The organism is Myxococcus sp. CA023 (assembly GCF_010998615.1).
GTDB lineage: Bacteria > Myxococcota > Myxococcia > Myxococcales > Myxococcaceae > Myxococcus.
The window spans coordinates 1-18,024 of sequence record NZ_JAAEAH010000069.1 but is presented as its reverse complement, the minus strand read 5'-3'; the positions used below and the strand labels follow the sequence as shown (position 1 = coordinate 18,024).

At 65.8% G+C, this 18,024-nt stretch carries 18 protein-coding genes and 1 pseudogene; 14 read left to right on the top strand and 5 right to left on the bottom strand.

What is annotated here, in order from left to right; genetic code table 11:
• Positions 1-94 precede the first annotated feature (94 nt).
• Together F8M74_RS27140 and F8M74_RS27135 are read right to left on the bottom strand one after the other, a co-directional pair.
• On the bottom strand, positions 95-1,582 hold the full coding sequence (locus F8M74_RS27140; protein ID WP_228560393.1) for a hypothetical protein: 1,488 nt from the start codon (positions 1,580-1,582) through the stop codon (positions 95-97).
• A gap of 656 nt (positions 1,583-2,238) precedes the next feature.
• Positions 2,239-2,496 carry a hypothetical protein gene (locus F8M74_RS27135; RefSeq protein WP_228560395.1) on the bottom strand — a complete coding sequence of 86 codons (258 nt, stop codon included), beginning with the start codon at positions 2,494-2,496 and terminating at the stop codon, positions 2,239-2,241.
• Between F8M74_RS27135 and F8M74_RS27130 the strand changes: the two genes are divergently transcribed.
• From F8M74_RS27130 to F8M74_RS27120, 3 genes and pseudogenes are all read left to right on the top strand, one after another.
• Positions 2,495-2,878: an SRPBCC family protein gene (locus F8M74_RS27130; RefSeq protein ID WP_141256148.1), complete on the top strand. Its 384-nt coding sequence runs from the start codon at positions 2,495-2,497 to the stop codon at positions 2,876-2,878. The genes F8M74_RS27135 and F8M74_RS27130 overlap by 2 nt on opposite strands.
• Before the next feature lie 303 nt (positions 2,879-3,181).
• Complete coding sequence (locus F8M74_RS27125) at positions 3,182-4,522, top strand: exo-alpha-sialidase (RefSeq protein WP_141256147.1); 1,341 nt, start codon at positions 3,182-3,184, stop codon at positions 4,520-4,522.
• 250 nt (positions 4,523-4,772) lie between these two features.
• Positions 4,773-4,923, top strand: a pseudogene (locus F8M74_RS27120) (IS3 family transposase); the annotation flags it as partial.
• A 4-nt stretch (positions 4,924-4,927) separates the two neighbouring features.
• On the opposite strand, the gene F8M74_RS27115 reads toward F8M74_RS27120, so the two are convergent.
• Positions 4,928-5,860 (bottom strand): LysR family transcriptional regulator, encoded by a 933-nt coding sequence (locus F8M74_RS27115; protein ID WP_171410311.1) that lies wholly within the window; start codon positions 5,858-5,860, stop codon positions 4,928-4,930.
• Between the two features lie 104 nt (positions 5,861-5,964).
• Between F8M74_RS27115 and F8M74_RS27110 the strand changes: the two genes are divergently transcribed.
• The 4 genes from F8M74_RS27110 to F8M74_RS27100 all read left to right on the top strand — a co-directional run bounded on the left by F8M74_RS27110 (position 5,965) and on the right by F8M74_RS27100 (position 8,347).
• A complete protein-coding gene (locus F8M74_RS27110) occupies positions 5,965-6,837 on the top strand; it encodes an aldo/keto reductase family oxidoreductase (protein WP_141256145.1) in 873 nt (290 codons plus the stop codon).
• 408 nt (positions 6,838-7,245) lie between these two features.
• A complete protein-coding gene (locus F8M74_RS38115; RefSeq protein ID WP_228560397.1) occupies positions 7,246-7,545 on the top strand; it encodes a hypothetical protein in 300 nt (99 codons plus the stop codon).
• Positions 7,546-7,555: 10 nt separating this feature from the next.
• The gene (locus tag F8M74_RS38110) at positions 7,556-7,876 is read left to right on the top strand and encodes a hypothetical protein (protein ID WP_228560398.1); all 321 of its coding nucleotides are present in this window, start codon (positions 7,556-7,558) and stop codon (positions 7,874-7,876) included.
• A gap of 51 nt (positions 7,877-7,927) precedes the next feature.
• Positions 7,928-8,347: a hypothetical protein gene (locus tag F8M74_RS27100; protein ID WP_141256144.1), complete on the top strand. Its 420-nt coding sequence runs from the start codon at positions 7,928-7,930 to the stop codon at positions 8,345-8,347.
• Positions 8,348-8,772: 425 nt separating this feature from the next.
• On the opposite strand, the gene F8M74_RS27095 is transcribed toward F8M74_RS27100, so the two are convergent.
• Positions 8,773-9,435, bottom strand: a complete 663-nt coding sequence (locus tag F8M74_RS27095) for a transposase (protein ID WP_162295049.1) — start codon at positions 9,433-9,435, stop codon at positions 8,773-8,775.
• Positions 9,436-9,977: 542 nt separating this feature from the next.
• On the opposite strand from F8M74_RS27095, the gene F8M74_RS27090 reads away from it, so the two are divergent.
• From F8M74_RS27090 to F8M74_RS27070, 5 genes are all read left to right on the top strand, one after another.
• Positions 9,978-10,820 carry a Hint domain-containing protein gene (locus F8M74_RS27090; protein WP_228560400.1) on the top strand — a complete coding sequence of 281 codons (843 nt, stop codon included), beginning with the start codon at positions 9,978-9,980 and terminating at the stop codon, positions 10,818-10,820.
• A 148-nt stretch (positions 10,821-10,968) separates the two neighbouring features.
• Entirely contained in the window at positions 10,969-12,669 is a 1,701-nt protein-coding gene (locus F8M74_RS27085) for a M1 family aminopeptidase (protein WP_228560402.1), read from the top strand.
• Between the two features lie 18 nt (positions 12,670-12,687).
• Positions 12,688-13,527 carry a hypothetical protein gene (locus F8M74_RS27080; protein ID WP_228560404.1) on the top strand — a complete coding sequence of 280 codons (840 nt, stop codon included), beginning with the start codon at positions 12,688-12,690 and terminating at the stop codon, positions 13,525-13,527.
• 280 nt (positions 13,528-13,807) lie between these two features.
• Positions 13,808-15,250 carry a M4 family metallopeptidase gene (locus tag F8M74_RS27075; protein ID WP_141258801.1) on the top strand — a complete coding sequence of 481 codons (1,443 nt, stop codon included), beginning with the start codon at positions 13,808-13,810 and terminating at the stop codon, positions 15,248-15,250.
• Between the two features lie 44 nt (positions 15,251-15,294).
• On the top strand, positions 15,295-16,134 hold the full coding sequence (locus F8M74_RS27070) for a hypothetical protein (protein ID WP_228560406.1): 840 nt from the start codon (positions 15,295-15,297) through the stop codon (positions 16,132-16,134).
• 61 nt (positions 16,135-16,195) lie between these two features.
• Here F8M74_RS27070 and F8M74_RS27065 read toward each other — a convergent pair whose 3' ends face one another.
• Positions 16,196-17,143, bottom strand: coding sequence for a hypothetical protein (locus F8M74_RS27065; protein ID WP_141258800.1), 948 nt, complete (start codon positions 17,141-17,143; stop codon positions 16,196-16,198).
• 105 nt (positions 17,144-17,248) lie between these two features.
• Between F8M74_RS27065 and F8M74_RS27060 the strand changes: the two genes are divergently transcribed.
• Together F8M74_RS27060 and F8M74_RS27055 are read left to right on the top strand one after the other, a co-directional pair.
• Positions 17,249-17,404, top strand: coding sequence for a hypothetical protein (locus tag F8M74_RS27060; RefSeq protein ID WP_162295047.1), 156 nt, complete (start codon positions 17,249-17,251; stop codon positions 17,402-17,404).
• A gap of 186 nt (positions 17,405-17,590) precedes the next feature.
• Positions 17,591-17,857 (top strand): hypothetical protein, encoded by a 267-nt coding sequence (locus F8M74_RS27055; RefSeq protein WP_141258798.1) that lies wholly within the window; start codon positions 17,591-17,593, stop codon positions 17,855-17,857.
• The last annotated feature ends 167 nt before the right edge of the window (positions 17,858-18,024 follow it).

Genomic DNA, 18,024 nt, shown 5'->3' with positions numbered 1-18,024 from the left:
GTGCGTCGACCACGGTCCTCGTCCGTCGGCAACCGCTCACGTCACGTCATTGCCCGGACGGTTACACAGTACCGCGCGGGCGGGCCTGGGAGCGTCAGTTCGCGCCCAGGCTCCAGCGCTGCACCAGCTCCGTCCTGCGGGACGGGTCCTTCAGCAGCTGGTTGGCCCAGTGCAGGGGGCCGGCCCGCCGCACCATCTCGAACTCGGCCGCGAGCAGGGGGATGACCCAAAGCAGGTTCACGGGCGAGCCTGGAGGCAAGGGCACGGCGGGCCCCTGTGCGATGACGAAGTGGCGCAGCCCCAGGAGCGGGTCGGAGACGACGGCGATGTCGCCCGGCGCCCAGGCCGGCTGGCTGCCCTCGTTCGATTGCTTCAGCGTCCCCAGCGCCGACAGGGCCAGGGCGCGCTCCGGGCTGTGCGAGTCCATCCACGCCGCCAGTTCCTCATGGGTGGCACTTGAATCCCGCTTTCCGCTCGCCTGCGGCACCCGGCCGAAGCCATTGGTGACGACCGTGAAGCCGCTCTGGCCCAGGCGCGTGCGCACGAGTACCTCATGCGGGGGAAGCGCCTGCGAGGCCGGAGGTGCAATCTGGGCGATGGTGTCGCCCGGCAAGGCGCCTTCCAGGGCATGGCGGAAGAGGGCCTGGTACGTATTGACGCCCACGCTCGAGGAGAACGGCTTGCCCGGTGCCGACGCCCGCGCCCAGCGGGTGAAGGGCTCCGCGGCATCCGAGAGGCGCTCGAGCATCAGGCTGGAAGGCTCGCCGGCGCGAACCCGGTAGCTCATGGTGTCTCCGCCGAATGGCTCGGGCCAGGAGCCGGGCTGCACGCCCAGCGGCACCTCCAGGACCTCATCCGCGGAGAGCGGGCGGTTCTCACGAACCATGCGATAGGCGGCGAAGTACAGGGCCTCCCGGCCACGCGACGTCTCCCACGTGTCCCACTCCTCCGGTGCGAGCTGGAGATCCGGCAGCCCGAAGCTCTCCAGGCCGCGCAGCTGAAGGTAGCGGCTGCCCTGGCGGCGGGAGAGATCGACCCAGGCGCGGAACGGACGGTAGTCGGGGTGGGCCAGCCCCCGGAGCAGCCGAGCGAAGATCCTGGCGTCCTTCACGAGCGAGCCTGCCTGGTGCAAAACCACCGCTGTGCCGTTGAGGGCAAGGCGTGAGACCAACAGCGAGAAGACGCGCATCACACCGTCCTCTGCCCATGGGTCCGGCCTGGCGCCGCCTCGCATCGACTGCTCCTCGCCCTGACGCGGGGAGATGCCGGAAGCGAGCGTCAGGTAGCAGCCCTCCCGTGGAAGGTTCGGAAACTGCCGCAGGTCCAGGCCCTCACGGGGCAGGGGGTCGTTTCCCCTGAAGACACGCACGGTGTGCCGGCCGTTCGTGAGCCGGACTTCCTGGCCGACCTCCACGGTGAAGCCCAGCTCTGCCAGGCCCAGTCTCGAGAGCCACGCGCCTGGAGCCTCCGCGAGGCCGGGCAGGGGCTCCGCGAAGAGGACCGAGGCATGAGCCAGCGGGCGGGGAGGCGAGAGTCTCGCCGGGCCGTCGGCAATGGAGATGGCGTCTGGAGAGGAGTTCACGAGAGCGGATCGGGGATCGGGCATGAGAATGGGGACACAGGGAGCCTGGCCGGGCGACGGCAGCGCCTTCGCGCGGGGGCTCATCTCTCAACGCGCCAGAGCCCTCCGTCACTCCTGACCTCCTGAGCCGGAGTTGGGCCCCTCCGTGTGCCTGTCCCTGTCCGAGCAGCGTGCGCATCGTTGCGCCCAGGGAGGAGGGCCGCCGATGCCAGTCACCGGAAACCGACCGTGGAACCTCGCCCTCGGGCTCAACCTGGGCTGGATCCAGCAGGGTGCGGGGTTCGGTGGCCGACCTCGAGCGGATCCGCCTGAGTGCGGGTCATGCGGGCTACTCCCAAACCCGGTCTCCTCGCACATGCCGTCGGCAAGCCCAGGTGCTCCAGAATTGCCCGCACCCCGGGGGCCCCCTTCACGTACGCCAAGACCCTCAAGTCTGCCTCCACACCTCACGCAGGCGAACACCTCGAAGTCGAACGTCCTCCTGAGCAACTCTGCGAAAGTCCACTCGCGGTGTCCTCTCCTTCAGCCGCTCCTTCCTGGCCGATGCCTCAAGCCCCGCGCTCGCCTCCTGCGCACCTGCTCGAGGGACCAGAAATGGCCGCAGTTTGGCGCCTGGAGCGAAGACGCCGTGGAACCTCGTGAGGTTTGCCCGAGGCTCAGGCAACCAGGGACGCCAGGCGACGCAGCAACTCCAACCCGGTGAAGAGGTGGTGCGTGGTGCCGTCCGGCAGCGGGCGCTTCATCCGGTAGGCGATGCGGCCGTCCTCCGCTCGGCGCAGCCGTTGCTGCAGGGAGTGCGCCTGGTACGCCTGCAGCGCGTCCTCAGGCCCTTGCGCGGGCAGGGCCCCTCTTTTCTCCAGCAGGCGCAGCACCCGGTGACGCACCACCCTCAGCAGCCGCTCCAACCCCGACATGAAAAGGACGTACTCCGGCGCGGAGTCCGGTGCCGGCGCCGTCTATACATGGAAGGGCAATGACGACGTGGGCGAGGGTCGGATGACCCTCGATGAGAGCAAGCCCCACGAGTTCGCCCGCATCAAGCTGGAGTTCATCAAGCCCTTTGCCGCCACCAGCACCACCACCTTTACCTTCACGCCCGTGGAGGGCGGCACCCAGGTCGTTTGGAGCATGAGCGGCACCAACAGCTTCATCGCCAAGGCGATATGCATGTTCGTGGACATGGATGCGATGGTGGGCAAGGACTTCGAGTTGGGCTTCGCCAACCTGCAGACGGTGGTAGAGGCGGAGGCGAAGAAGCGCGCTGCGACTGGATCGGGCGAGGCTGCCGCGCCGTAGTTTCGCGCGAGAGGTCTTCGCCTGCTCTCTGTGTGGAGGACGCAGGCGGGTGCTGGCATCCCTGACGGCCCCGGTGGGGTGCACGCCATGCTGGAGTGGTCTGCTCCCTGAAGTTCGGACCAGCAGTCCCGCGAGTCCTCGCGGCCAGGAGATGGGCCGGCCGGAAAGAAGAGTTGGCTCACCGAGGAGCGAATGGGTCCTCATTGTTGGCCACCGCCAACCGAACAGCGCCCGCGAGCAGTGTCACGGCTCGGCCCCAGAAACTACCCCTCCCCAGCAAGCGTAGGAGATGGGGAAGCGAACATGGCGAGTCTGACGAGCGCGGTGGGGCGAGGAGCCTGGGTCTGGTTATTCGGAGGGTTGCTGTTGTCCTCTGGGGCGGTGGCCCATGAAGGTCCGAGACGGTTCGAGGAGAAGTTCGGCCCGGTGTTGAACCTGAGCGACACACCGACCTTCAACTTCGAGTACGAGATAGCCGTCTCAGGAAACGACGTCTATGTCGTCTGGAGTGACACTCCGGCCGGGGGCATCACCAGCGTCTTCCTGCGGAGGAGCTCGGACCGGGGCAAGAGCTTCAGCCCGACCCAGCTTCTGAGCAGCGGCATCACGCCCGCCTTCTTCCCGTCCGTGTTCGCGGAGGGAAAGAAGGTCTACGTCGCCTGGAGCGAGCAGGGCATCCAGCTCCGCGCGAGCCACGACCACGGCAGGACGTTCGAGCCGGCCCTGACACTCAGCACCAGTGGCTTCACGCCCCGGCTCGCGGCGGAGAACAGCGACGTGTACGTGACGTGGGGCGTCTCGACCGGTGAGGAGTCAGTCGACCAACTCTTCCGGGCGAGCCACGACCGGGGCCAGAGCTTTGGCCCCACGCTGACCATCGACAATGGCCAGGAGATTGGCGTCACGGAAATCGTCGCGTCGAACAACGGAGTGTTCCTGGTCGGAGATGACGCGGGAGTGGATGACATTCCCGACGTGCGCTTCCGCCGCAGCACCAACGAGGGACGTACCTTCGCCCCCCTCATCAACCTCAGCGCCACCCAGGGCCCTCTCCAGCCGTCACAGCGCGCCCGTATCGCGGTGAAAGACCAGAAGGTCCACGTGGTCTGGGAAGAGTGTAATGACTTCTTCCCCACCCGTTGTGACATTGTCTACCGGTGCAGCCGCAACCGGGGGGCCACCTTCGAGCCGGCCGTGGTCCTGAGCGACGGGGCGGGCCTGGCGCTCGACCCGGACCTCGAGATCTCAGGCCAACACGTCTTCGTGGCGTGGCAGGACAATGGCCCCGGGAACTTCGACATCTTTCTCCGTATCAGCGACGACCGCGGCGACTCGTTCGCCAAGGCCCGGAACCTGAGCAAGAGCTCCGGTGACTCCGGGGCCGTCAGCCTCTCCGCCGAGGACGAGTTCCTCCGCGTCGCATGGGAAGACAGCACGCCGGGCCCAACCGACATCTTCTACCGAGCCAGCGGCGACTTCGGTGACTCCTTCGAGCCCATCAAGAACCTGAGCGACTCCCCCGTGCGGTCCTCCACCCCACGGGTCCTCTCATCCAAGGGGGGAAAGAACGGCTACGTGGGCTGGCTGGAGGACCTGTCGGACGACAACACGGACGTGTTCTTCCGGCGCACCGAGGTGAAGTAAGCCGCGTCGGCCCCGGCGGCATACACTCCGGAGGACGGTCGCGCGCATCATTGTCAACGCACCCTGGCACCGCGGCCGTCCGATGGGTAGCGGTGCCTGTTCAGCTCAGCCCCCGTGATTCCCATTTGCACGTTGAACTGAGAGGGCCTAGTTCCGTGGCCCCCCCGAGACGTGATGGAAGGAGCACGGGATGTTCGCGAACGAGGAGAAGCCGAAGTAGCCCCGCAGGCCCAACTCAACGCGCTCGCCGGAAGCCAGTGATGCGGCGCGGCTCAAGAAACTGGAGAAGGAGAACGCGCGTCTGAAGAAGCTGCTGGCCAAAGGGACCTCGAAATCGAGGTCATGAAGGAAATCTCCATGAAATGGCGAGCGCGCCCGTCCGCCGTCGGCAGGTGCGGTACAAATTCAACGTTCGTAATGTCGACGAGTTCGCGGCTGCGTCGACTGCATCGACCTGACGAAGTCCACAAAGGCACGCAGCGGCGTCGGCAGGTACTGACGACTGGGATAGTAGAGAAAGGGTCCGGAGAAGCTCAGCCACCACGATTGGAGTACGGGAACCAACGCTCCTCGGTCGAGGAAGGGACGTAGCCAATCCTCGAACAGATAGATGATCCCGCTACCCGCCACAGCTGCATCCACAGCGAGATCCGTGGTGCCACCGAAACCGGCGATCAGCGGGCCCTTCGGGTCGACTTTGATCGTCTCGCCGTCTCGTTCGAATACCCACGGGTGCAGCGGCCCGTTCGTGAAGCGCCATCGCAAGCAATCATGTTCGAGCAGTTCATGTGGGTGTGTGGGACGACCACGACGAGAAAGATACGCGGGTGACGCGGCTGCGGCGAACCGCTGAACGCGCGGACCGATGGGAACTGCCACCATGTCCTTTTCGAGCGATTCTTCGTAGCGGACGCCAGCGTCGAAGCCTTCGGCAACCACGTCGACGATACGCTCCTCGGCGGTCACCTCGAGGCAGATGTCGGGGTACTTCGCAAGGAAGGGCGGTACGAGGTGAGGAAGGACGAGCCGTGCAGCGGCGGTCGGCACGTTGAGCCTCAGACGACCGGCGGGCCGAACGCGGAAATCGTTGACCACGTCCAGCGCCGCGCGCACTTCACCGAGCGCCGGAGTGATCCGCTCGATCAGGCGCGCTCCTGCGTCGGTGGGTGTGACGCTGCGCGTGGTGCGATGGAGCAGCCGAACTCCGAGCCGGGCTTCCAGCCGACGAACCGCGTCGCCCATGCGCGACGCGCTTGTGCCCGCCGTACGGGCGGCGCTGCGAAAGCCGCCCTCACGGGCGACCGTCAAGAACGCGGTGAGGTCTGCGAGGTCATCCATCAACTGTGCAGATTATCGTACAGCCCGTGCAGACTGCAGTGGATTGTCGCGCAGAGGGCTTCTCGTAAGGTTCGTGACGAAGTCAATCCTCAAAGGACCTCGTCATGACCGCCCCCCACATCGTAGATAGCTACCACCTCGGCTCTCACACCGTTCGTCGTCTGGGCTACGGCACCATGCAACTCGCCGGCCCCGGCGTCTTCGGACCTCCCAAGGATCGCAAGGCCGCCGTCGCCGTGCTGCGAGGGGCCATCGCTCAAGGCGTCAACCATGTCGACACGAGCGACATCTACGGTCCCCATGTCACGAACGAGCTCATCCGCGAGGCGCTGCATCCGTATCGCGAGGGCCTCGTCATCGCCACGAAGGTCGGCGCCGTGCGCGGCCCATCGGGGTCGTGGGAGCCCGCCTTCTCCGCCACCGACATCGAGCGCGCGGTTCACGACAATCTGCGCAACCTCGGCCTGGACGTGCTCGACGTCGTGAACCTTCGCGCGATGTTCAGCGCCTATGGCCCAGCGGAGGGCTCTATCGAAGCGCCGCTGACCGTGCTCGCCGAACTTCAGCGACGTGGGCTGATTCGACACATCGGCCTGAGCAACGTCACTGCCGCGCAGATCGCGGAAGGACGCAAGCTCACGGACATCGTGTGCGTGCAGAACCAGTACAACCTGACGCACCGCAATGATGACGCCATCATCGACGAACTCGCCGCGCTCCGTATCGCGTACGTTCCGTTCTACCCGCTCGGCGGGTTCTCACCGCTGCAGTCCAGCGCGCTCAACACGGTTGCCGCCCGGCTCGGGGCTACGTCGATGCAGGTGGCGCTCGCGTGGCTCTTGCGTCGCTCGCCCAACGTGCTGCTCATTCCTGGAACGTCCTCCATCGCGCACCTCAGGGAGAACCTCGCGAGCGCCTCAATCGTCCTGAGCGACGAGGACTTGGCCACGTTGAACGGGCTTGCCGAGCACTCCTGAAGGCCGACATCCCCCGAGCGGCTCCAGACCGGGCCTTGCTCCGGTGTGTCCTTCGCCGAGGCCATGCTCACGTGAATGATTCCGGTAGCCAGCCATCTGCGCGCTGGGCCTGCACGACGGCTGAAGTGTCGTGGAGGAGGCAGGCACCAGGCGCGGCTTCTCGCCTGCCTCCGCCACACCCGCCGGGCAGGGTGCTCCGACGGGGCTGTTCTTACGGCGCCGACATCCGGCACCACCCGCGCGGGAAGGACGCCCCTTCTTCCCGCGCGAGCACCGTTGCCTGGGGCCTGCCGGCCCGGCCTGATGCCCCTTGGATGGAAACCCTCCCAAAGCGGCAAACAGGATTGCCCTGACGTAGTGGTTTGCCCTATATGGACTCCAATTCCTGATTTCGGACAGGAGGGGTCCATGACAGCAGCTCGGCTGGGACGCGTCGCAGCGCTCGGCATGGCCATTGGCTGCGCCGGGGCGCCTGAACCGAGCGGTACGCGGGACTATTGGCGCTCAGGGCAACACGTCCACGTGCGGGGCCCATGGGAAGCCATCACCCCGTCAACCGACGTGGACGAGGTCATCGACCAACTCTGCCCTGCCGTCATGGAGCTGCCGCGCGCGATGGAGCGCGACTATGGGCAAGAGTACTGCGGCGCCATCTACTCGTTGGGAGACGGCATCTACTACGCCAGCATGCCCTCCCCCCCTGGGTGAGCCTGTCCCCGTGGGCCCGTCGAAGAAGAAGACGTGCATCCCCCCGCGCTACGTCGTCGACGACAGAGGCCGGGCGATTGTGCTCGGGGACTTCCACAGCCATCCGTGGTCCCCGTCGTCCATGTCGCCCACGGACCGCTTCGCGGCGATGCAGATTTGGAGCATCCGCATCCAGTTCGACCGCGCCTGCACCATCACCAAACTGGTGCCGAATCTCGGCAGCGAGCAACCCGGAGAGGTCTACCTCCGACAACGCAAGCGCTGGAAGTTGGTGGGCATCATCAAGCACGAGGACAAGGGCCTCGGGTTCGTCACTGCGGTGGATGACTGAGGGCTAAGCGTGTCGATACACATTCGGATTCGTGGCCCGCACGGAGGCCCCATGAAGCGCGTTCTGCTGCCCCTTCTCTGCATCCTCCCGGCATGCGCCCTATTCCAGAAGCCGCCGCGCCCGGTCCACGCCCCGCCGGAAGAGGCTGCCGCTGTCGAAATCCCGCTCGAGTTTCCGACTGAGGGACGGCAGGTCATCAACGGAACCACCCTGCGCGCCATCCAGCTCGCCATGGAGGACTACCTCCCATGGGACCGGAAGCTGCCCAGCGACGCCACGCCGCTCTACGAGTGCCTCAACCGCCGCGAGTCTTACGTGGTCGCCGCGGCACCCGCCTCGCCGGGCGTCGTGCTCGTCAGCATCCTCCCGAACCCGGATGCATGCGACATCGCCACGGCCCCCATCCTGGACGTGGGCGCCACCTATGCGGTTGATGTGAACGACTGGCGCATCCTCGCGGTGCAGCCGTAACGCATCAGAGGGATGGGGGCCCTGTTGAGCGGGAGGGAGGGTGCAGAGGGGCCGAAGAGGGCCGCTGACGGGGCCGCCCGAGTGATGCTCCCGTCCGGTGGACAGGCCGCGCCCCCCCTTGGGGTACACGCCTGCCCAGACCGCGCTCCCTTCAGGTGCGTAGCAGGGGCCTGGACCTCTTGGCGCCTCTTGAGCCTCAACCGGAACAGCTCTCTCAACTTCCGCATGGACAGCCTTTCTGCCGCCATCTCCACCTCCGAATCAGGAGGGCGGAGTGGCCTGTTGCTGCCCAGTGCCGTCAACGCTCTTGCCGACCGCCCCCCCTCGCCGCGGGTGCTCGGCTTGCCCGGAGTGCCTGCTCGGGATCCCCGGAATCCGTGCTCGCCATGCCCGGAATGCTTGCTCGGCATCCCCGGAACAGCTGCTCACCTTGCTCCGGAATCGCTGCTCACCTTGCTCCGGAATCGGTGCTCACCTTGCTCCGGAATCGGTGCTCGGCATGCCCCGGAACACGCAGCCAGGCGACGCAGCAACTCCAACCCGGTGAAGAGGTGGTGCGTGGTGCCGTCCGGCTGCGGGCGCTTCATCCGATAGGCGATGCGGCCGTCCTCCGCTCGTGACAGCCGCTCCAGCGCCAGCGCACCGCGCGCCCCGTAGCGGCATCGCCGTTCCAGTCCCTGCCTCTCGTTGGCATGCAGGTGCGTGTTGGCGTGCAGGGAGAAACCCTCCAGCAAGGCGCACCGCGGCTGCTTGTTGAGAGGGCGCCGGACGTCCACCTCCGTCCAGCGCAGCCGTTGCTGCAGGGAGTGCGCCTGGTACGCCTGCAGCGCGTCCTCAGGCCCTTGCGCGGGCAGGGCCCCTCTTTTCTCCAGCAGGCGCAGCACCCGGTGACGCACCACCCTTAGCAGCCGCTCCACCTCACCTTGCGTGGGCGGCGGCAACGCCTCGAAGCGCACGCCGCCCTCCCCCGGCAAGAAGACACCTTCCGGCACCAGCGCATGGTCGTGAGGGGTTACTTGCAAGGCCGAGCCGAAAAGGGTGAGGACGTCCGAGAGCAGCCCCTTCGCCTTCAGCAGTACCCATCGCACCCGGTGCGGAAAGGAGCGAAGGGCCCATCTGCCGGCTGGGCAGCCCCCAGTTCGACATCGGGATGACGCTGCACACCACCTTCCTGCCCCCGGGACTCCCGGACCTCCTGGAGGGCCAGCCACCGGGCAACGAGGCGCCCTACTGCGTCGACGTGACGAGTAGGCCCTGAACTTCCCCAAGCTGCGCAAGGTGCTCGAAGAGGATGTGTACCCGCACTTCCCGCGCAGGTGAGGCGGGTGTGAGCGCCCCGCCTCACCTCGCTTCGCGTTCAACGCTTCGACGAGGGGCTGAGAAGGCACCACAGCGTTGCCGCCCGCGGCACGACGGCCAGCCAGTCATTGGACCAGGCCATCCAAACAAAGACAGCCGTTCTAAGTACCATCCCTGATGGGCTTTCCTGAAAATTTCCAAACAAACAACATACAACAACACCAGCGCACGAACGAACACTCCCAGGCGCAATTCCTATTTACTCCCAGTGAAGATCGGGATTATAGGATGTGCCGGTGCTTCGGCACCTACACAAAGGGGTGATGCTCACGTGAGAATCAAATTCGCGCATCTGGTGTTCGTCGCTCTCCTATCAGCGTCTTCGTCCGCTCTCGCGCAAGTCGAGACCCGATGCTTCAACGACGACCAGATCATCAATCCAGTCGACGCCCAGGGCCGCAACGCCTGGGCGCGAAAGTGCGGCTATATCGATACCCGGCGTGAAGCGGGCTACAACTCATTTGGCGACTACGTCATCTTTGCCAATGGTTGCCACATGTACCCCAATCACCCGACCGGGACTGCATGTACCTTCCGCGTCCCTCTCACCGAGTCGGCGCCTTGCCTCACCTTCACGCCAGCGCTCCTCGGAACCTGCGTGGTGGGATGCTATACCGCCCGCGAAGAGCTTCGGTTCGACGATAGGTATTGGCCCATCGAGGATGCACCCCAAGGGGGCGTCACGTCCGTTACGGCCCTCACCCAGAATGCAACCCTATTGCGGCCGGATTTCGCCGAGCAGCCCATCCAATCCTATGTGGCGGGCGACACCGTGGAAGACATCTTCGTCCTCGAAACGGCGGATGGCCACAAGGTGGAGGTGACGTCCGAACACCCCATGGTGAACGGCGATGGCGTCATGGTCCGCGCCAACACGCTCAAGGTGGGCGACACCCTGCTTCGGGTCGACGGCCGCAAGGTCGATCTGACCCAGGTGTCTGTCTTCCGCTACACGGGCAAGGTCTGGAACGTCAAGCCCCAGAGCAAGGTCAAGATGGAGAACGTTCTGGACGTGGAGGGGCTGATGACCGGCTCCGTCCGTTTCCAGAATGAGTGGGCCAATGACTACTTCCGGTTGACGGTTCGCGAAGCGCTCGACGTCGACGGACTCTGACCCATCCCCTTCTCATCGCATGCTGTCCGCCGTCAGCGCCGCCTGACGGCGAGACGGTTGCATGCATGCATTCCGCGCCGGCGTGGCGCACGCCACCCGGCGCATTTCCTGGAGTACACCTGTGCCTCAGACGCTCTTCCCTTCCTGCATGACTCGCGGATTGCGTGTCACCCTGGTGGTGGCCCCGCTCTTCATGAATGTGGTGGGCTGCGATAGCGATAGGAACGCCCTCGTCCCGATCCAGGATTCAGGGGGCAGCATCGTCCTGCCTGGCGACATTCCAACGGACGTTCAGGAGTACCACTACGCCTTCAACCTCGGCACGCGCGAGGCGCACTCCAAGCTCAATCTCAACGTCGCGCCCCCGGGCGGGGATTGCGTCACCCTGGATGCCCCCACGGGAATCAGCGACCTCCGCTGGAACGGGGCAGCGCCCGTCGATATCGAGCAGGATGGCGGCTCGCTCCGCATCTGTGGCCCCTCGCTCTATGCGGGACAAATCATGCTCGAAGGCCGATTCCTCGTCCCGGAGCAAACCTACGACTTCACACCGGTAGGCTTCACCCGGACGCAAGCTCGCGACAACACGGTGTTCTCGTACCTGCTGGGCTGGGTCGAGCAGTGTGATCGTTTCGGGTTGTGCGACGACTCCCCCGCGAGCCAGGCGAGATTCGTGCTCGACGTGACCCACGCCCGCGGCGAGCTCACGCTGTGCCCGGGACAACGGACGCAGGTGAGCCAAACCCATACGCGGTGTGAGCTCTTACAGACGCCGGCGCCCACCTACTCGGCCTTCGCCATCGCCTCGAACCCTGGCTGGAACCGCACCGAGTGGCTCAATGTCGATGGAACGAAGCTCATCTTCTTCGAAACCCAGAGTGGGCGGCTCGCCCGGTCACTCTCCAAGCCGGAGATGACCGACTTTCTGAGGTGGGCCAAGAATCTCCTGGGACCGCTTCCGTATGGCCAGGAGCTGCGCATCGCAGGCGCGCCGACGCATTGGCTGGGAATGGAACACCCCGCCAACATCATCCTGCGTGACACCCTGCCCGACCTCCCCAACAGGGAGTACGCGAACATGACGCGTCACGTCCTCATGCATGAGATCATCCATCAGTGGGCGGGCAACCGCATCACCATGGCGCATGCCACGGACTTCTCCTGGAAGGAAGGCATCGCCGAGTACCTCACCTACGTCTACGAGCTGTCGAAGTGGCCTGCGGATGCCGCCAAGACACGCGCGCACTGGGATCGCCTGGCGCGCACCGCGATGTACTACCCGGGGACGTCTGACAATCCGGTGCCGTTCCTGACGTTCGCGGGAGAGACGTATGGCACCGGCTCCATGATCTTCTTCGTTCAGCTCGAGGACCTGCTGCCAGGCGGCCAGGAGACCATCGTCCGCGCCATCACGGACTTCTTGTCCGGGCCCCCCCGTGCGCGCAGCGTGGCAGAGCTGCAAGGCGCGCTGGAGCAGGCCTCCGGAGAAGACCTGGGCGACTACTTCCAGGCCTGGGTCTACGGCACGGGAGACGCCGATTGGCCCACCTTCCAGACGGATGCAGTTCGAGCCAACGGAGAGCTGAGCCTGACCGTGACGCAGTCCGCCCTGCAACCTGGGAAGCTCTACCCGGCGAAGGTGGTGATCCGGCTGAAGGGCGACACCCAGGAGCTGGACGTGCCCATCGACTTTGGTCTGCACCCCACGACGGGCACCATCACCGTGTCCGTGCCGTTCGAGGAAGACGTCAAATCGATTGGCGTCGACCCTGAGAACCGGGTCGTGAGCTGGAACGCCAATGCCAGCCTGTCTCCCCTGGAAGCCCCCCCTCAACACTGGATCTTCTAGGCCATCCGAGGAGCCTTCATGCAAAGCAATGCTCAGCCCCGCCGCAAGGCGTTTGCTGGCCGATGGGCAGCGCCCGCCGTGGCTCTCGTCATCCTTTCCGCGGCAGCGCTCTACACCGCGCTGATGCGAGGACGGCCAGGAACGCCGCCTCCCGATGATGGCATGCCGCCGCGCCCCGGCGCCTCCAGCGGCGCCCTGGCCGGGGAGCCGGCTCGCATCACCGCCAAGGCCACGGTGCCCACCAGCGCGCCGCCAGGCCGCGAGCTGCGTCCCCTCACGCGACCGCTTCCAGGTGAGGCGGCGACACCACCGGCGCCCGATACCGGCATCGAGGAGACGCGCCGGGATGCCATCCAGAAGGCCGCGCGCAGCTATCGGGAGGGCCGCTTCAACGTCTTCTTCCGAGAGGAAGCCTTCATCCAAGAGCTGGCGAATCACGGGGCGGAAAATGTCGCGGCGCTACAGGACGCGCTCGCCGACACCCGCAGCCTCTCCGCGCTTCCTGATGACACCCGATTCACCGAGCAACGTCCGGAGACAGTGCTGGATCGCATGGCCATGATCGATCTGCTCCACACGCTCGCACCGGAGGACGACTCGGCCCGTGCGGCAATGCTCGCCCTCGCGACCTCGCCCATCGACCCTTCCTTGTCGGACGTCGCCAAGAAGGGGCTCGTGGGTGAGAAGTACGACCTCTTCTTCAAACTGGCCCAGATCGACCGGCAGGCCGCGGTCGACGCCTTCGGGCGGCTGGACAACCCGAAGCTTCGAAGCCTGCTACGCGAAGCGCTGCTCGCGGGGCTTCATGAGTCGGGCGCTTCGTATGAAGAGGTCCAGCGACTGACGCGGCACCTCTGAGCAGAACCGGTTGCGAGCGTTGTCCGCTCGCGCAGCAGCCGCCCGTTGTGTCCGGGCGGCATCCCCACTCAGGCCAGGTGGTGTCTTCCGTCTCGGACGGCACGCCCTTCGTGTGTCCTGGCCTCGAGCCGTAGCAGAGCAGTCCCCACCTGAAGCAAGGGAGAACATCGTGACGACAAACTGGACTCGCAGTCTGGCGAGAGTGTGCCTCGTTGCCCTCGGTTCCGCGTGCGGTGAGTTGCCCGACGCGGGGAGCCCGGGCTCCGCGGATGTGTCGGAAATGGGGCAGGCGAACATGGAGCTGAGCAATGGCTCCGCCATCATCCGGGGACGGCTCGGGGCCATCTCCGCACCGCAGTCCCTCTCCGGGCTGCGCGGCCAGGACCTCACCCTCGCCGCGGACCAGGCGCTCAGGCCCGTGCTCGGAGGCGTTGCCTCGCGGTTCGGACTGAGCCCCAAGGAGCTACGCGTCCGCTCCGCTCGCGTGGACGAGGTGGGGCTGACTCACGTCAGGTATGACCAGGTGCGCGAGGGACTGCGCGTGGTGGGTGGAGAGCTCATCGTCCATGTCGACACGTCCGGCCAGATCTTCGCGGTGAACGGCTCCGCCAGGGGCGCCCAGGCTCCGAGCTCGCTTTCGCGCGTCTCTCCCGACGCGGCGATGGCGGCGGCCGTCAAGGGATTGCCTGACATGAAGCCGATGGGAACCACCCAGTTGGTGTACTTCCTGGATGCCCAGGGCTCACTCTTCCTGGCCTATGAGCTCGTCCGCGAGGGCGAGCGTGACGACGCCCCCGCGCGCGACACCGTCTATGTGGACGCCGCGACGGGGCGCGTCCTCGACGTTCATCCGCAGTTCCACGCCGCGCAGAACCGGCGGATCCACTCGGCGGGCAACGGCAGCAACCTCCCCGGCACGCTGCGACGCCAGGAGGGCGGCGCCGCCACCGGTGATGGCCACATCGACGACAACTACGACCACGTCGGCACCACGTACCGCTGCTACTCGACCATCTTCGGGCGGGATTCCTTCGATGACGCTGGCGCGACCATCACCAGCACCGTCCACTACGGCAGCCGCTACGTCAACGCCTTCTGGGATGGCCGGCAGATCGTCTTCGGCGACGGGGACAACTTCAACTCGGGCGAGCTGGGGCGCGATCTGGACGTCGTCTCCCACGAGTTCACGCACGCGGTCACGCAGTACGACTCCGGGCTCGTGTACCGCAATGAGTCCGGCGCCCTCAACGAGAGCCTGTCCGACATCGCCGCGGCCATCTGCGAGAGCTGGGCGCGCGGCACCGTGGACGCGGACGTCTGGAAGATTGGCGAGGACATCTGGACCCCGGGCACGTCGGGCGACGCCCTCCGCTACATGGACAACCCCACCCGGGATGGCTCCTCCCGGGACTTCTACCCGGAGCGCTACGTCGGGACTGCCGACAACGGCGGCGTGCACTGGAACTCCGGCATCCCCAATCTCGCGTTCAAGATGCTCGTGACGGGCGGCACGCACCCTCGGAACAAGACGTCCATCAACGTGTCAGGCGTGGGGATGAACCGCGCAGCGCAGACCTTCTACTACGCGAACCAGTTCTACTTCACGGCCAACACCACCATGGCCCAGGCCCGAGCCCTGACCATCCAGGCCGCCGCGGACCGCTACCCCACTGACACGGTCAACGCCGTGCGCGATGCCTGGAGCGCCGTGGGCGTGCAGTGAGCGCCGCGCCCCATCATTCCCAGAGGCCAAACAAAGGACCGACCATGAAGAAGAACCTTCTGATTGCGATTGCAGTCACCGCCGCAGCCTTGTCCAGCACCGCCTTCGCGCAGCTCGAGACCCGCTGCTTCCAGGACGACCAGCTCCTCACGCGGGAACTGGCAGCCGGGCGCAACGCGTGGGCTCGCAAGTGCGGCCTCATCACCGCCGAGCGAGAGGTCTACCTGAACGAGTACGCCGAGTATCAGGTGTTCACCAACGGCTGCTACTCGTACCCGGCCGTCCCGGCGGGCTCGTCGTGCAGGTTCCACGTCCCCGCCAACGAATCCGCCAACTGCATCGCCGGGCTGACGCGACTGGGGACGTGCGTGGCGGGGTGCTTCACGCCCTCGCAGCGCGTGGACTTCGGTGGCCGGCAACTCCCGGTGCCCGACGCCTACGCCGCGGGCACGACGCACGTGACGGCGCTTACCGCGGACGCGCAGCTCGGCGCGCTGACCTTCGGGGACCAGGCCATTCGCTCGTTCGTGGCGGGAGACACGCAGGAGGACATCTTCCTGTTGCAGTCCTCGGACGGCCGCAACCTCGAAGTGACGTCCGAGCACCCGATGCTCCTCGCCGACGGCACCATGGTGAAGGCCCATACCCTCAAGGTGGGAGACATGCTCCTGGGCTCGAACGGCCTCACCCTCATCCTGTCTCGCGTTACCGTCTTCAACTTCAAGGGCCAGGTGTGGAACGTGCGGCCCGCGAGCCTCAACAAGACTGAGAACGTGATGAGCGCGGAAGGCTTCCTGACGGGGTCCGTGCGCTTCCAGAATGAGTGGGCGGCGGACGCCTATCGTCTGTCCATCCGCGAGGACGTGGACGTCAGCGGTCTATAGGCCGAGTGTCCCGGCCGGCCCACACAACGCATCCGTGGACCGGCCGGGACGTGTCCTCAGCCTACAGCGGAATCTCCGGCACTGGACAGATCCTCCCAACGCAAGGCCGCCCGCAATCGCTCGGGCAACTCCAGCGGTCTTCGCCCAAGCCACAGATGCCATCGCCACAGAAGCTTCCGCAGTCCAGGTAGCATGTGTAGGCGTCCTCACCGCCATTGCAGACGCCATCTCCGCAGAGGGTGCCGCAGTCGGCGGGACAGGTAGAGGGGGTCTCGTTGTTGTTGCAGACGCCATTTCCACACTGCGCGGGACAGCCACAATCCATCGGGCAGCGGTCAACGCTCTCGTCGCCGCTGCAGATGCCGTCTCCGCACTGGCAGTCCGCCGGACACGTTGCTTCATTCTCCCAGAGGCCACACCCACCATTCCCGCAGTACTCCGCAACTCCACAATCCTCGGGACACGTGAGGGAGTCTTCTCCCACGCCGCAGATGAAGTCCCCGCAGACGCCCAGCTCAACAGGCCATTTCACGAGGCCCGGACCCTGAGCCGTCTCGCCGGCGGCTTGCTCGTGAGGGTCCGGCGGACCGCAGGCCTGCACAACCTCAGCTCGCGCTGGCGTCAGCGCCTCCGCGTAGCAGGTCCCGATCTTGATGAGGCCAGCGACACAGGGAGAGAACGCCGAAGCCGGGACGAAGTTCGCGCAGTTTGAATTGCGGCCCGCGCAAGGATATTTGAAGCACCCGTTGCTGAAGATTTGATATGAGCTGATGGAGTTCAGCATCGATTCGCGCGTGGCGTCGATGTATCCGCATTTGCGAGCCCATGCATTCCTGCCAACCACCTGATCCGGCAGAAGCTTGTCATCGTCTCCACAACGTGTGGCGACCTGCGCATCGGTCCTGATGGGTATGAAGATCAGGATGCCCATCAACACCCATAGAGTTCTCTTCATCGTCTCCTCCTCGAGGCACGTCGAAGCGGATTCACGATGGGCGAACACAGCCATCACTTCAAGAAAACGATTGCATTCTCAGGCGTCGCCGAAGGCTTGCTGAATGACTGTGTCGACGATCCTGGCGGAGCACAGCACCGCGGGCAGTCCTGCTCCGGGGTGCGTCCCCGCCCCGACCAGGTAGAGGTGGTCGACGTCTTCGTGGAGACGAACGAGCCCGGAACCCCGGCCTGGAGCGAAGACCTCCAGCGCCGGCTCAGGTGTCTCTTCCACCTGGACTCCGGTGGGCTGATGCAGCCTCGTGTCCTCCGGTGAGCAAGGCCCCCGTCACGGACGCTCTGCTCACCGCGCGGGCCTGGCCCCGGACAATGCGCTTACCTTGGAAGTGGATGATGTGTCGGCGGAGGCTCCTCTGCGACGGGTCATTCTAACTTCAAGGAGGGTTGAGTTCACCCCACACGGTCAGGTAGACGACAGATTCCCCTTTGATTCGGAGGAACCTTGTTCAAGTCGATGATCCTGGCGGTTGCGGTGTTGGGACTGACGGCATGTGGCAGCGATGACTCGGAGCAGAGCGCCGAGTGCAAGAAGTACCTGGCCTGCATCAAGGCCACGACCCCCGAGATTCAGGCCACCGCCGAAGCGACCTTCGGCGCCGACGGTTCCTGCTGGAAGAGCGACGAGACGGCCAGGGCCTGCACTGCCTCGTGCACCGACGGCCTGACGCAGCTCCGGGGCCACCACCCCGACGCGTCCGCCTGCAAGTAGGACGGAGCCCTGTAAGGGCACCCTGGCCGCGCACACGTTGCGCGGCCAGGTGCAGGACTTCAGCCCAGCAGCTTGAACGTCTCGCGGGCAATCACCATCCGCTGCACCTCGCTGGTGCCCTCGTAGAACGCATAAGAGGGATGGGGGCCCTGTTGAGGGGGAGGGAG

Excerpts from the sequence above, each read along its gene's own strand:
- F8M74_RS27125 (WP_141256147.1), top strand. The coding sequence starts at position 3,182 with ATGGCGAGTCTGACGAGCGCGGTGGGGCGAGGAGCCTGGGTCTGGTTA.
- F8M74_RS27135 (WP_228560395.1), bottom strand. The coding sequence starts at position 2,496 with ATGTCGGGGTTGGAGCGGCTGCTGAGGGTGGTGCGTCACCGGGTGCTG.
- F8M74_RS27080 (WP_228560404.1), top strand. The coding sequence starts at position 12,688 with ATGCAAAGCAATGCTCAGCCCCGCCGCAAGGCGTTTGCTGGCCGATGG.
- F8M74_RS27070 (WP_228560406.1), top strand. The coding sequence starts at position 15,295 with ATGAAGAAGAACCTTCTGATTGCGATTGCAGTCACCGCCGCAGCCTTG.
- F8M74_RS27085 (WP_228560402.1), top strand. The coding sequence starts at position 10,969 with ATGACTCGCGGATTGCGTGTCACCCTGGTGGTGGCCCCGCTCTTCATG.
- F8M74_RS38115 (WP_228560397.1), top strand. The coding sequence starts at position 7,246 with ATGACAGCAGCTCGGCTGGGACGCGTCGCAGCGCTCGGCATGGCCATT.
- F8M74_RS27065 (WP_141258800.1), bottom strand. The coding sequence starts at position 17,143 with ATGGCTGTGTTCGCCCATCGTGAATCCGCTTCGACGTGCCTCGAGGAG.
- F8M74_RS27115 (WP_171410311.1), bottom strand. The coding sequence starts at position 5,860 with ATGGATGACCTCGCAGACCTCACCGCGTTCTTGACGGTCGCCCGTGAG.
- F8M74_RS27130 (WP_141256148.1), top strand. The coding sequence starts at position 2,495 with ATGAAAAGGACGTACTCCGGCGCGGAGTCCGGTGCCGGCGCCGTCTAT.
- F8M74_RS27110 (WP_141256145.1), top strand. The coding sequence starts at position 5,965 with ATGACCGCCCCCCACATCGTAGATAGCTACCACCTCGGCTCTCACACC.
- F8M74_RS27075 (WP_141258801.1), top strand. The coding sequence starts at position 13,808 with ATGGGGCAGGCGAACATGGAGCTGAGCAATGGCTCCGCCATCATCCGG.
- F8M74_RS27100 (WP_141256144.1), top strand. The coding sequence starts at position 7,928 with ATGAAGCGCGTTCTGCTGCCCCTTCTCTGCATCCTCCCGGCATGCGCC.